The organism is Rhizobium sp. 10N427 (assembly GCF_056394605.1).
Window position 1 is genome coordinate 154,225 of record NZ_JBFTID010000010.1, and the last position, 14,022, is coordinate 168,246.

Consider the following 14,022-nt stretch of genomic DNA (forward strand, 5'->3'; position numbering starts at 1 on the left):
CATGATCATTTCCTTCGACATCGGCGGCTCGGCCATCAAGGGCGGCATCGCCCGCTCCGAAGCGGACATCACTCCCATGGGCCGCAAGCCGACGCCCAAGGACGACTTTGCGGCCTTCGTCGAAACCATCCGCAGTTTCATCACGGAAAGCGACGAACAGCCCTCGCGCGTTGCGCTTTCGATTGCCGGTGTCGTCGATCCGGATACTCAGCGGCTCACCTGCGCCAACATTCCCTGTATCCACGGCCGCGATCTCGCAGCCGAACTGGAGGCGGAACTCGGCCTGCCGGTGCTGATCGCCAATGATGCCGATTGTTTCGCCATGGCAGAGGCCGAACTCGGAGCCGGACGCGGCCACCGCATCGTACTTGGTGCCATTCTCGGCACCGGCGTCGGTGGCGGCCTTGTCTCCGACGGGCGATTGATCAATGCCTCGGGCGGCTTTGCCGGTGAATGGGGCCACGGCCCGGTCATCGCCTCGGAAGCAGGAAACCCGCCCGCCAAAATCCCGGCCTATCCCTGTGGCTGCGGTCAGAAGGGCTGTGTCGACACCGTTGGCGGCGCCCGCGGCCTCGAGCGACTGCACAAGACGCTGCATGACCTGGATTTCTCCAGCGAGGAGATCATTGCGCAATGGCAGCAGGGCGATGAAAAGGCGACGCGCACGATCGACGTCTATACCGATCTCGTGGCCTCACCGCTGGCCCTGACAGTCAACATCACGGGCGCAACGATCGTCCCGGTCGGCGGCGGCCTGTCGAATGTCGAACAGCTGCTTGCCGAACTCGACAAGGCGGTCCGTCAGCGAATCTTGCGCAAGTTCGACCGGCCGCTGGTCGTTCGCAGCGAATGCCGCGTCGAGCCCGGCCTGATCGGCGCCGCCATCCTCGGCCTCAAGGCCGAGGCAGCCTGAACACACCTGATCTGAAAGCGAAAACGGCGCGGCCGGAGCCGCGCCATCCTCACTCTGCGGCCATCGCCGGCGGATGATGCTCATCCGCGTCTTCCTGGTCGGCGCTGGCCTGCCCGCCCGTCGCATCCTTCGGCTCACGGCCGAAGAACAGCGCATAGCCGGCGGGCAGAACGAAGATCGTCAGCAGGGTGGCAACCAGAATGCCGCCCATCATGGCGTAGGCAAGCGGACCCCAGAAAACGCCACGTGAGATCGGGATCAGCGCCAGAACGGCCGTCAGCGCCGTCAGCATGATCGGCCTGAAGCGGCGGACAGCAGCACCGACGATCGCCTCCTGCCGATGCATCCCCGCCTTGATATCCTGGTCGATCTGGTCGACGAGGATGATCGAGTTGCGGATGATGATCCCAAGCAGCGCGATGACGCCAAGGATCGCCACGAAGCCGAACGGCGCACCGCTGATCAGCAAGGCGCTAGCCGCGCCGATGATGCCGAGCGGACCGGTCGCGAAGACCAGCATCGCCTTGCCGAAGTGCTGCAGCTGCGCCATCAGCAGGATCATGATGACGACGAGCATGATCGGCGCCTTGGCGGCAATCGAATCCTGGCTCTCGGCAGCATCTTCAGCACCGCCCTGGATCTGCACCTGGTAGCCGGCGGGCAAGCTGTCGCGCAGACCCTTCATGTCGGCATACATCTTCATGGCAACGTCGTTCGGCTGCACGCCGTCAGGCAATGTGGCACGCACGCTGATCGTCGGCAGGCGGTTGCGGCGCCATTCGATGCCCTGCTCCATCACTGGAACCACCTTGGCGATTTGCGACACCGGCACGAAGCCGCCGAAATCGGTCGGCACATAGACCGAGTTGACGGCCGAGAGCAGCGAACGGCTCGTCTCCGGCTCCCGGGCAACGATCGAGACCGTCTCTTCGCCATCACGGAAGTCATCGAGCGGCGCCCCGGACATCGCGGTCTGCAGCATCTGCCGGACGCGCTGCGAGGTAACACCCAGCGAACGGGCGCGATCCTGGTCGATGACGAGCTTCATCGCCGGTACCGGTTCCAGCCAGTCGTCGTGGATGGCACCGAGTTCGGGGTTCTCGGCAAACTTGGCCTTCACCTCGTCGGCAATCCGGCGCACTTCCTGGCGGTCGGGCCCCATGACGCGCATCTGCACGGGCCAGCCGGTCGGCGGTCCCAGGAACAGGCGATCGACCTTGCCGCGGATATCGGGGAAGTCTTCGGCCAGGATCGTCCTGAGCTTGACGATCAGACGCTCACGCGCCGGTTCATCATTCGCCATGATCAGGAGCTGGGCAAAGTTCGGATTGGCAAGCTGCTGATCGAGCGGCAGGAAGAACCGCGGCGCGCCTTCGCCGATATAGGTGGCGATGAACTTCTTGTCGGTATCCGCCATCATCTTGGCTTCGAGAGCCTTCGCCTTGGTCTCGACGTCCTTGATGCTGGTGCCCTCGGGCAGCCAGAGATCGACAAGGATTTCGGGACGCGAGGACTGCGGGAAGAAGTTCTGCGGAATGAACTGGAAGCTCCAGAGACTGGTGACAAAGGCACCGACGGTGATCAGGAGCACGATGGCGCGATGGCGCACCGCCCAGCCGACGCTGTTGCGCAGGCCGCGATAGAAGCGCGTGTCGAAGACATCGTGATGCTCGCCGGTGTGATGCCGCTGCTTCAGGATCATGTAGCCGAGCCATGGCGTGAAATAGACCGCCACGAACCATGAAACGATAAGCGCGATACCGACAACATAGAAGAGCGAACGGACATATTCACCCGCCGTCGATGCCGCAAAACCGACGGGAATGAACCCGGCCGTGGTGATCAGCGTGCCGGTCAGCATCGGGAAGGCTGTCGATGAATAGGCGAAACTTGCCGCCTCGACCTTCACCAGTCCCTCTTCGAGCTTTCGCTCCATCATCTCGACGACGATCATTGCATCATCGACGAGAAGACCGAGCGCGATGATCAGCGCGCCGAGCGAGATGCGCTGCAGGTCGATGCCGAGCTCGTACATGATGGCGAATGTGGCCGCGAGTACCAAGGGGATCGCGATCGCGATCACCAGGCCGGAGCGCCAGCCGATCGACAGGAACGAGACGATAAGCACGATCACCAGCGCTTCGCCCAGCGCATGCATGAACTCGCTGATCGCATCTGTCACGACATCGGGCTGGTTGGAGATCTGATCGACAGCCACGCCATAGGGCAGCGCCTTCTCGAAGCGCTCGTAGGTCGCTTCGACATCCTTGCCGACATCGGTGACCTTGAAGCCCTTGGCCATGACGACGCCGACCTGGACGCTCTCATGACCGTTGAAGCGGTACTTGCGCTGATAGGGATCCTCGAGACCCGAATAGACGGTGGCGATATCGCCGAGGCGGGTCACCTGATTGCCGGAGCGCAGCCGCAGTTCCCGGATATCCTCGACCTTGCGGACATCGCCTTCGACCGAGATGCGCACGGACCGCAGACCGGTATCAACCGAACCTGCCGGATCGACATTGTTCTGGCCCTTAATCGCGTTCTGTAGATCGATGACGGTCAGGCCGCGCTCGGCCAGCGCCTTGGAGGAGACGTCGATATAAATCTTCTCCGGCTGATCGCCGATGATGACAGCCTTCTCGACGCCCGGCGTCGTCAGCAGCATGTCACGCGCCTGGATCGCGAATTTCTTCAGCTCCGGATAGGAATAACCGTCGCCACTGATCGAATGCAGGGTGATGAAGGTATCGCCGAATTCGTCGTTGAAATAGGGGCCGAGCAGGCCCTGCGGCAGCTCGCTGGCGATATCGCCGACCTTCTTGCGAACCTGGTAGAAAGCGTCGGCGACGTCGGCCGAACTGGTGTCGCCCTTCACCTGAACGGTGATGATTGAGCTGCCGGCACGGGTATAGGATTTCACCCAGTCGAGATGCGGGGTTTCCTGCAGCTTGCGCTCGATCTTGTTGGTGACCTGGTCTTCCATCTCTTGAATGGAGGAGCCCGGCCAGACGGCCTGCACGACCATCACGCGGAAGGTGAAATCCGGGTCTTCCTTCTGGCCCATGCGCATCAGCCCGAGCACCCCGGTGATCAGGATGAGGCCAAAGAGGAAGCGGGCGATGCTCGGATGGCCGATTGCCCAGCGCGACAGATTGAACGGGCGCTTCTCGGTGGTGTCGTTGCTGTCCATGACCTGTGTCCCTCTCGCTACGCCTTACTCGACGGCGCTGGTCGCTTCGGTGGAAGCGGCCTGCTGATCGGGCAGCTTGACCTTGAGGTTCTCGGTCATGAACTGCGTGCCGGCAGCAACGACGATATCGCCGCTCTGCAGGCCTTCGGTGACGCTGACGCCATCGCCGGTGAAATCGGCAATCTTGATCTCGCGGGCATGGACAGTCGCAGCATTGCGGTCGACGATCCAGACGATCTTCTTGCCATCCTTTTCCGCCAACGCCGTCAGCGGCACGGCGACATCAGGATTGGTATTGGTGACATTGGCCTCGACGGTCGCGGTCATGCCAAGAAGCACGCGCGGATCATTCGGCAGGCTGACCCGGACAGAGAAGGTCCGCGACTGCGGATCGGCGGCACCCGAGACTTCGCGAACCTTGCCCTGCAGAACCAGCTTGTCATCGGACCAGAAGCTTGCCTTGACGGGCTTGCCAGGCTTGAACTCGGCAATATCGTTCTCCGGCACGGCGATCTGCACTTCTTTCTCGCCATCGACGGCTACCGCGACGACCGGCGTACCAGAAGCCACGACCTGCCCGGTATCGGCATTGATTGCGGTCACGATACCGTTCTGATCGGCCTGCAGCGCAGCGTAGCTCACCTGGTTTTTCGCCTGGTCGAGCGACGACAGAGCGGCATCGCGCGTCGATACCGCCTGATCGTAGGTCAGCGACGCTTGCTCAAGTTGCGATTTCGAGGCGACGCTCTTGTCGAAGAGCTGGATGGCGCGCTTGTTGGCCAGATCGGCGGTCTGTACGCCCTTCTCGGCCGCAGCCAGATTGGCTTCAGCACTCTTCACGGCAAGCTCGTAGTCGGTCGCATCGACGCGCGCCAGAAGGTCGCCGGGCTTCACCCGGTCGCCGATATTGACGGCGCGTTCGGTGATCTTGCCGGCAACGCGGAAGCCGAGATTCATCTCGGTGCGCGCCTTGACGGCGCCGGAATAATCAAGCGCCCGCGTGTCGCCGGCCTTGGTGATCTCGACGACCTTCACGGGCCGCAACACTTGCGGGGCTTCGGCCTTCTTCTCGTCGCTGCAGCCGGAAAGGCCGAGACTGAGAGCGCCGGCGAGCGCAAGGCTGAAAATGGACGGCATGAGGCGGCTATTGAGCGAAATCATCTTCGCGCTCCCGATCTTTCGAATGTTATACGGCGGCTGAACCGCCTGTTATTTCAATGCTTTCAGAGAGAATTCGACGAGCTCGTCAATCGTCGCCCGATTAGTCTTGGCAAGACACTGAGCAACGATTTGCGGATGGCACAGGGTGACCGTCGCCGCACCGAAACAACGCGAAGCCGCATCCGCGTCCTGTTCGGCAAACTCACCGGCCGCAATCCCCTCGCGGATCACGTCGGCAAGCAATGCATGAATGCTGTCGATATGCTTGTCGATCACGTGCCAGTCGCGCTCGATCGCGACGACCACCATTTCGTGAACCTTTTCGCGATCGAGCATGGTGTCGACCGTCATCTGATACTGGCCATGCACGAAAAGCCGCAGCCGCTCCGAAGCGCTGAGCGGCAAATGGCAGGCGTCATAGGCCTGCTTGTAGCCTGCGGCCAGCATGCGTCCGCAGATCGCCTGGTGGATTTCCACCTTGGATGCAAAGAAGCGGTAGATGTTGGCAGGCGACATGCCCAGATCACGGGCAACGTCGGCAACGGTCGTCTTGGCATAACCGTAGTGACGGAAAAGCTTTTCCGCCGAATCCAGAATGCGCGTCACATTCTCCTGACGGCTGCTTTCGATCGTGGCTTCTGCAATTTCGCCCATGCTTCGAGTGGCCTCACTTACGACTGACGAATTTTGAATTTCGTCAGTCGTAAGATATCAGCCATCACATGTCAATCAGTGAATCAAACGTAAAAATGCCGCGGCCATTTGGCGCGCGGCATTGTATGAATGTTTTCAAATGGATCAGGAAAGCGTGACGTCGAGCGTGATCGGCACGGCCGACAGCGCCTTGGAAACCGGGCACCCGGCCTTGGCCTTGTTGGCAAGCTCGGTGAACTTCGCCTGATCGGCGCCCGGTACCTTGCCGGACAGCGAAAGATGGATGGCGGTGATCGCAAAGCCGCCTTCGACGCTTTCCAGCGTCACCTTCGCCGTCGTCTCCATGCGCTCGGCCGTCAGCCCGGCTTCACCGAGGATCAGTGAAAGCGCCATCGTGAAGCAACCGGCATGCGCCGCGCCGATCAGCTCTTCCGGGTTTGTGCCGGGAACGCCTTCGAAACGCGTTGCAAAACCATAGGGCTGCTCCTTGAGAGCGCCGCTCTGGGTCGAAATCTTGCCCTTGCCATCCTTGAGCCCGCCGGACCATTGGGCCGATGCTGTGCGATTGATCTGCATGCCGTCCTCCGTTGCGATTGAAACCTGAAGTGGCCAATGCCGCCACCGCGGAAGGCATCACCTTCCTTGGCGCAATATAAGGCTCGATCTCGCGTTGGCGACCACCACGCGAAAATCATTCAGGCCGGATGCTGCTGCACGCTCAAACCGCCATCAACAGTCAGGCAGGTGGCATTCATGAACGGGCATTCGTCAGAGATCATGAAGACGGCGGCCATGGCGATCTCCTCCGGCGTGGCGATCCGCCCGCCGGGATGAAGCTTCATCGTTTCGGCCTTGGCCGCCTCCGGATCGGGAAAACCGTTCCAGTAATCAATGACCTTCTGGGTCGCGACATAGCCCGGCGCCAGCGCGTTCACGCGGATGTTCTTCGCCGCATATTCAAGCCCCAGCGACTTGGTCATGCCGAGTAGCGCATGCTTTGCAAGCGGATAGGGAAATGTATGCTGGATGATGGTGAAGGCATGCGTAGAGGCGATATTGAGGATCACGCCGCCGCCCTGCTCGATCAATCCCGGCAGCACGGATTTCGTGCAGTTCCAGGCGCCCTTGAGGTTGATGTCGAAGCAGCGGTCCCATTCCGCATCGCTCGTCTCGAGCGGCTCGGCAAAGACATTGACGCCGGCATTATTGACCAGCGCGTTGATCGGCCCGATTTCCGAGACAGCCTGTGAAACGGCAGCCGCGATCGCCGGAACATCGGTAATATCGGCGCGCATATACCCAACGCGGCCGCCCTTTGCACGAAGCCCAGCTGCAGCAGCCGCAAGCCGCGCCTCGTCGGTATCGATGAGAAAGACGGCAGCATCCTCGCGCACGAAGGCCTCGGCAATCGCCAGACCGATGCCCTGCGCCGCACCTGTGATCAGTACGCGCTTTCCCTTGAGACGCTCCACCAAAATGTCCTCCGTCAGATTTCCAGGGCCGAAAGGCTGATCGCCATTTGCCCCGCAAGGCTCTCGCCGGGCTGCAGCACGACAAGGCCGCCAAACTCGGGCATATGATGGCCATTCGGCAAGTGGGTCATCGGCTCGAAGCAGAAGAAATCCGCCTCGCCGCCGGGCGTATAGATCATGTAGTTGCCGAAGACCGGATCGGCTTCGATATCAGCCACGAGCTTCAGCTCCGGCCAGACGATCCGGGCACGGCCATCCCAGCCTTCGAAGGCATTGTTGACCCACTGCGGCGGAATGGTTCGGGGCCGCGAAAAGCCGAGCAGTTCGGGCACCACTCCCCGCTTTTCCGGCAGATGGCCCTCCCGCTCCGTCCAGAAATGCTGCGCTGGAGCGGTCAAAGTCATCTGCGGCGTCAGCAGGAAATAGGGGTGAAAGCCGAGACCGAACGGCATCGGCGCATCACCGCTGTTCGTCACGCTGAGCGTATTCACCAGGCAATTTCCGGAAATCGAAAAACGCTGCGACGCCTGATAGCGATACGGCGAAAGATGATCGGCAGCGTGGCGGAAGGTCATTTCCGCCTTCTGGCGGCTGTGGGAGACGATATCCCAAAGCCCGAGCCAGCCATCGCCATGCAGATAGAGCGGGTCGGCCATGTTGGGGCGGAAGCAATAATCGCGGCCGCCAACGGTCATAACGTTGTCGCCGACCCGGTTGCCGAAGGGCACCAGAGGGAAACTGGCGGCGCCGCCATCGGCACCGCCAGCGGCCACCATGAAGGCACGGCCGCGAAAACTGGCGCTGTGGATCGCGCCGCCAAGACGGGACAGGGAGATTTGAAGATCGCCATCGGCGATCCGGATCTCCTCCATGTCCGCAGACCCGCTCACCCGCGCCGTCCGGCCGCCGACGATCTCAGATTATCGAGCAGCACGGCAATCAGCAGGATCAGGCCGCGCACGACATACTGGTAGAAGGCCTGAATGTTCAGCAGGTTCATGACGTTTTCGGCAATCCCCATGATCAGCACGCCGACAATGACACCGGTCATCGCCGCACGCCCACCGGCCAGCGACACGCCGCCGAGGACGCAGGCGGAGATGACCGAAAGCTCAAGCCCGGTCGCCGCGTTCGGCTGACCGGAGGTGATGCGTGAGGCAAGCAGAATACCGGCGATGGCGCAGACCAGACCCTGCAGCGCAAAGATCCAGATGCGCATGTTGACGACGTTGACGCCGGCAAGGCGTGAGGCTTCCGGATTGCCGCCGATGGCGAGCGTGTTCTTGCCGAAGACCGTGCGGTTCAGCACGAAGCCGAAGACGATGAACAGCGCGATCATGATCCAGATCGGCGTCGGCACCGTCAGGAAACGCGACAGCGCCAGCTGGTAGAAAGAAGGATCGTTGATCCCAACAGCACGGCCATCCGACGCAATCAGCGCGAAGCCGCGAACGATCTGCATCGTTGCCAGCGTGGTGATCAGCGCATTGATGCGGAACTTGGCGATGACCACGCCATTGATGACCCCGACGATGCTGCCGCAGATCAGCGCCGCCAGCAGGCCGAGCGGGATCGAGCCGGTCGAATTCGACACCATGACCGCGATCATGCCGGAGAAGGCGACCGTTGAGCCGACGGACAGATCGAAGTCGCGCGACGCCAGGCAGAACATCATCGTGCAGGCAACGATGCCGATGGTGACCACCGACTGCAGCAGGCCGAGCATGTTGCGTTCCGTCAGGAAGCTCGGAACAAAGATCGAGACGATGACGAAGGCAATGGCGAAGATCACCACGAGGCCCTGTTCGCCGAGAAGGATTTTTTTCAACGAGTTCATCGTGCTGTTCCTGAATTAGATTGTGCCGGCGGCATTCTTGTCGGGCAGGGCCGCGGTCAGAATGCTGCGTTCGTCGAAATCGGCGCGTGCGACATTGGCGGCAACGCGGCCCTGGCACATGACCATGATGCGATCCGAAATACCCATCACCTCAGGCAATTCGCTGGAGATGACGACGATCGCCATGCCACCGGCCGCAAGCTCATAGAGGATTTCGTAGATCTCGGACTTGGCGCCGACATCGATGCCGCGTGTCGGCTCGTCGATGACGAGGACCTTGACGCCCTGTTCCGAAAGCCAGCGGCCAAGGATGACCTTCTGCTGGTTGCCACCCGACAGATTGATGATGTCCTGCTTGCGCGACGGCGTGCGCACCCGAAGCTTGGCGATGAATTGATCGGCGACCGACGCTTCCTTCTTCGGGTTCAGCACACCGAAGGGCGAGAAGTGGCGGCGCGAGGAAATCGCGATATTTTCCTGGATCGACCGTCCCTGGATGATCCCGTCGAACTTGCGATCCTCAGGGCAGAGAACCATGCCGGCATTGATCGCCGCCTTGGGATTGTTGGGCGAGACGGCAACGCCGTCGATCGTCACCGCGCCCTGATGCCGGTGGTCGGCGCCATAGAGTAACCGCGCCATTTCACTACGCCCCGCCCCAATAAGGCCGAAAAAGCCGAGGATCTCGCCCTGACGGACAGAGAAGCTGATCGGGTTGCGTAGCTTCGAGCCGGAGAGGTTCTTGACCTCCAGCCTGACGTCGCCAAGTAGCCTCTCGCGCCAGCCCCAGATATTGCTGATCTCGCGCCCGACCATCTCGGCGATGATCTGGTCGCGCGTCGTATCGGCGACTTTTGGATGATGGGCCGCGAGCTTGCCGTCACGCAAAACGGTCAGGCTGTCGCAAAGCCGGAAGATTTCGTCCAGCCGGTGCGAGACATAGAGAATGACAGTGCCTTTGGACTTCAGCTTCTCGATCAGCGAAAAGAGGATCTCGCTTTCACGCGACGACAGCGAAGATGTCGGCTCATCGAGCGCGATTACCCGCGCGTCGAGCATCACAGCCTTGGCGATCTCCACCATCTGGCGGGCACCAATCGACAGCGTCGCAACCTTTGCCGAAGGATCGACATCGATGCCGATATCATCGAGCCTGGCGCGCACCGTCTCGATCAGCGTCTTGCTGTCGATGACCCCGGCCTTGCCCGGGAAGCGTCCGAGCCATAGGTTTTCGGCAACAGTCAGTTCGGGAACGAGCTGAAGTTCCTGGTGGATGACGATAACGCCGGCGTTAAAGGCATCGCGGACGGAGCTGTATTTCTGCTCCTCACCATCGATGACGATCGTGCCCTCATCGGCCGACTGATCGCCCGAGAGGATCCGGATCAACGTCGACTTGCCGGCGCCGTTCTCACCCATCAGCCCATGGACAGCGCCCTTTTCGACACCGAACGAGACATTGGAGAGCGCCTGCACGCCCGGATAGCCTTTGGAAATGGTCTTGAATTCGAGGAAAGCCATCATCGCTCCATCGAGAAAGAGCCCGGCGGCAGACATGCGCCGCCGGGATTAAAATCACCTTGGGAGGATGATTATTCGATGCCGAGGTCCTTGCGAACCTTTTCATAGTCGCCGCGCAGTGCCAGCGAACCGGAGGTCAGCGTCAGCTTGGCCGGTTCCTTGCCGTTGGCGATCCAGTCGTACATGTTCATGGCGGTTTCGTAGCCATGACGCTTCGGCGAGATGATGACGGTGCCGAAGAAGCCGGTTGCGGCAGGCTTCTTGAACTCGTTGATCGCCGAGTCTGCGCCACCGATGCCAACCCCGATCACGTGGTCGGCAGCGATACCGACCGATTCCGATGCGCGGACCGCGCCTAGAACGGCTTCGTCATTGAGACCGAACGCGACCCAGTACTTCACGTCGGCATGCTTGTTGAGAACGGTCGTCGCCGCGTTCAGAGCAGCTTCCGTATCAGTCTTGGCCTGCGGCGCATCGAAGATGTTTTCAGCCGGGAAGCCGGCGGTCTTCAGAACCGAAATCGCGCCTTCGACGCGGTCAACAGCGGTCGGCAGCTGGTCGTAGGAAACGCGGATTGCGCCGACATTCTTCATGTCCCAGCCGCGCTTCTTGATCTCATCGACCAGAGCCTGACCGACAGTCTCGCCGATCTTGGTGGCTGAGATACCCATATGCGGAACATCTTCCAGCGGCTTGCCATCGGCATCGACCAGGCGGTCGTCGACGGTCATGACCTTGAGCTGGTTGGCGGCAGCCTTGGCGACGATGCCGGGGCCGAGCTTGACGTCAGGCGTGCAGACGATGAAGCCCTGAGCGCCCTGGGCGCCAAGATTGTCGATCGCCGACTGAACCTTCTCACCATCTTCGGCGCCGATCTTGACGACCGTGAAGCCCTTTTCCTTGGCAGCCTGGTCGGCGAACTTCCATTCGTCCTGGAACCACGGCTCTTCCGGCTGCTTGACGATGAAGCCGATCTTGACGTCTTCGGCAAAGGCGGAGCCGGCGGCCAGAATGGCAAATGTGCCAGCCAGGATGGCTGCTTTGAACAAGCGCATGTCTCTCTCCCTAACTCTCAAAAATGAGCATCTGCCTCCCAGGCAGTGCGCTAGAATTAAATTAAATCATCATACCAGTCAATTGCCTTTGTATGATGATTGGAATAATAAGATAATATCAAGCGTGCCGGGAGGAGCCGTCGCAAAGGAAATCGAATTCGGCTAAGACGGTTCGGTTTGCTTCGCGGGCAAGGGAAAGCGGAGAAGTCATTTGGATTCCATCGAGCAGCAGAGTGGGGATGCAAATCCGCGCATCGGAAGCCGTCCGCGCGTCCGCAAGAATGTGACAGCTGCCATGGCCGAGGACATCTTCTCCGAGCGCTATCCGGCCGGATCGCCTTTGCCGCGCGAAAACGATCTCTGCGAGCTCTATGGCGTCAGCCGCACCGTGATTCGCGAATCCCTCAAGGTGCTGGAATCCAAGGGGCTGGTGCGCGGCAAGCCGCGGATCGGCACCTCGGTTTGCGACCGCGACGACTGGAATATCATCGACGCCGAAGTGCTCGAATGGATGGGTCCCTATATCAAGGACTTCGATCTGCTCGGCTGCATTCTGGAAGCGCGCCGCACGATCGAACCGGCAGCCGCGGAATATGCCGCCGAACGGGCAACCACCCAGGAAATCGCCGATCTCGACAGCGCCTGGCGCCAGATGCGGGATTCCGCCGGCGATCCCGAAGCCTTCACCGACGCCGACGTGACCTTCCATGCCGTGCTTCTCAAGGCGAGCCATAACCAGGTCTTCCGCCGCCTGCTCAGCGCCATCCATGCCGCGCTGAAATATGCGCTGCATGCCTCGAACATTGCCGTCGAAAGCCGCGAGGACGCCGTTGCCGTGCATGGCGAGCTTGTCGAGGCGCTGAGGCTGCGCAACCGCGCCAAGGCACGTGAATGCGCCAATCGCATGCTGGATCTGGCCGTGCGCGATCTCGCTGCCGCCGAAAAGGCGATCGGCCGGACCAAGTAAACAGACAGGCGGCACCGCCGCAGACGCAACACGAGAAGAATGAAAGCCCGACTCCATGAAGATCACCAAGCTCACGACCTACATCGTTCCGCCGCGCTGGCTGTTTCTGAAGATCGAGACGGATGAGGGTGTCGTCGGCTGGGGCGAACCGGTGGTCGAAGGACGCGCGCTGACGGTCGAGGCCGCCGTCCACGAGCTGGCCGATTATCTCGTCGGCAAGGATCCTTTTTTGATCGAAGATCACTGGACGGTCATGTATCGCGGCGGCTTCTACCGCGGCGGCGCCGTCCACATGAGCGCGATTTCGGGCATCGACCAGGCGCTGTGGGACATCAAGGGCAAGGCGCTCGGCCAGCCCATCCACTCGCTCCTCGGCGGCCAGGTGCGCGACCGCATCAAGGTCTATTCCTGGATCGGCGGCGACCGCCCCTCCGACGTTGCCCGCAACGCCAAGGACGTCGTCGCCCGTGGCTTCAAAGCGATCAAGCTCAACGGCTGCGAGGAAATGCAGATCGTCGATTCCAACGAAAAGATCGATCGCGCCGTCGAGACCATCGCCACTATCCGCGAAGCGATAGGCCCGCATATCGGCATCGGCGTCGATTTCCACGGCCGCGTCCACAAGCCGATGGCCAAGGTGCTCGCCAAGGAACTCGAGCCCTACAAGCTGATGTTCATCGAGGAACCGGTGCTCTCGGAACACCGCGAAACGCTGAAGGAAATCGCCAACCATTGCTCGACGCCGATCGCGCTCGGCGAGCGGCTCTATTCGCGCTGGGACTTCAAGTCGGTTCTGACAGACGGCTATGTCGATATCATCCAGCCGGATCTCTCCCATGCCGGCGGCATCACCGAATGCCGCAAGATCGCCTCGATGGCCGAAGCCTATGACGTGGCGCTCGCCCCGCATTGCCCGCTCGGCCCGATCGCACTTGCCGCCTGCCTGCAGGTCGATGCGATCAGCTACAACGCCTTCATCCAGGAACAAAGCCTCGGCATCCACTACAACAAGGGCAACGACATTCTCGATTACATCGCCAACAAGGAGGTGTTCCAGTATGCCGATGGTTTCGTGTCCATCCCGCAGGGACCGGGCCTCGGCATCGAGGTGGACGAAGCCTACGTCATCGAGCGCGCCAAGGAAGGCCACCGCTGGCGCAACCCGATCTGGCGCCACGAAGATGGCAGCTTCGCTGAATGGTAAGATGGCAAGGGCCGCGAAAGCGGCCCTTCTGCTTTCCGGAACGGT

Annotated in this window: 12 protein-coding genes; 3 read left to right on the top strand and 9 right to left on the bottom strand. The window is 61.2% G+C overall.

The annotated features are described in order from the left end of the window. Position 1: 1 nt before the first annotated feature. Positions 2–913 (top strand): ROK family protein, encoded by a 912-nt coding sequence (locus AC1DIJ_RS20920; RefSeq protein ID WP_112385662.1) that lies wholly within the window; start codon positions 2–4, stop codon positions 911–913. 49 nt (positions 914–962) lie between these two features. Here AC1DIJ_RS20920 and AC1DIJ_RS20925 read toward each other — a convergent pair whose 3' ends face one another. From AC1DIJ_RS20925 to AC1DIJ_RS20965, 9 genes are all read right to left on the bottom strand, one after another. Continuing rightward, the gene (locus AC1DIJ_RS20925) at positions 963–4,106 is read right to left on the bottom strand and encodes an efflux RND transporter permease subunit (RefSeq protein WP_112385663.1); all 3,144 of its coding nucleotides are present in this window, start codon (positions 4,104–4,106) and stop codon (positions 963–965) included. Positions 4,107–4,130: 24 nt separating this feature from the next. Then, entirely contained in the window at positions 4,131–5,267 is a 1,137-nt protein-coding gene (locus tag AC1DIJ_RS20930) for an efflux RND transporter periplasmic adaptor subunit (protein ID WP_112385664.1), read from the bottom strand. A gap of 48 nt (positions 5,268–5,315) precedes the next feature. Then, the gene (locus tag AC1DIJ_RS20935) at positions 5,316–5,921 is read right to left on the bottom strand and encodes a TetR/AcrR family transcriptional regulator (RefSeq protein ID WP_112385665.1); all 606 of its coding nucleotides are present in this window, start codon (positions 5,919–5,921) and stop codon (positions 5,316–5,318) included. Between the two features lie 144 nt (positions 5,922–6,065). Next, a complete protein-coding gene (locus AC1DIJ_RS20940) occupies positions 6,066–6,497 on the bottom strand; it encodes an OsmC family protein (RefSeq protein ID WP_112385666.1) in 432 nt (143 codons plus the stop codon). Positions 6,498–6,616: 119 nt separating this feature from the next. Beyond that, the gene (locus AC1DIJ_RS20945) at positions 6,617–7,396 is read right to left on the bottom strand and encodes an SDR family oxidoreductase (RefSeq protein WP_112385667.1); all 780 of its coding nucleotides are present in this window, start codon (positions 7,394–7,396) and stop codon (positions 6,617–6,619) included. A gap of 11 nt (positions 7,397–7,407) precedes the next feature. After that, positions 7,408–8,283 (bottom strand): aldose 1-epimerase, encoded by an 876-nt coding sequence (locus tag AC1DIJ_RS20950; RefSeq protein ID WP_477831535.1) that lies wholly within the window; start codon positions 8,281–8,283, stop codon positions 7,408–7,410. Then, a complete protein-coding gene (araH, locus tag AC1DIJ_RS20955) occupies positions 8,280–9,230 on the bottom strand; it encodes an L-arabinose ABC transporter permease AraH (RefSeq protein WP_112385669.1) in 951 nt (316 codons plus the stop codon). The genes AC1DIJ_RS20950 and araH overlap by 4 nt, the downstream gene beginning before the upstream one ends. Positions 9,231–9,245: 15 nt before the next feature. After that, a complete protein-coding gene (gene araG / locus AC1DIJ_RS20960) occupies positions 9,246–10,751 on the bottom strand; it encodes an L-arabinose ABC transporter ATP-binding protein AraG (RefSeq protein WP_112385732.1) in 1,506 nt (501 codons plus the stop codon). 71 nt (positions 10,752–10,822) lie between these two features. Then, positions 10,823–11,806: an arabinose ABC transporter substrate-binding protein gene (locus AC1DIJ_RS20965; RefSeq protein WP_112385670.1), complete on the bottom strand. Its 984-nt coding sequence runs from the start codon at positions 11,804–11,806 to the stop codon at positions 10,823–10,825. Between the two features lie 211 nt (positions 11,807–12,017). On the opposite strand from AC1DIJ_RS20965, the gene AC1DIJ_RS20970 reads away from it, so the two are divergent. Then, positions 12,018–12,773, top strand: coding sequence for a FadR/GntR family transcriptional regulator (locus tag AC1DIJ_RS20970; protein ID WP_112385671.1), 756 nt, complete (start codon positions 12,018–12,020; stop codon positions 12,771–12,773). 55 nt (positions 12,774–12,828) lie between these two features. Next, positions 12,829–13,977: a galactonate dehydratase gene (gene dgoD, locus AC1DIJ_RS20975; protein ID WP_112385672.1), complete on the top strand. Its 1,149-nt coding sequence runs from the start codon at positions 12,829–12,831 to the stop codon at positions 13,975–13,977. The last annotated feature ends 45 nt before the right edge of the window (positions 13,978–14,022 follow it).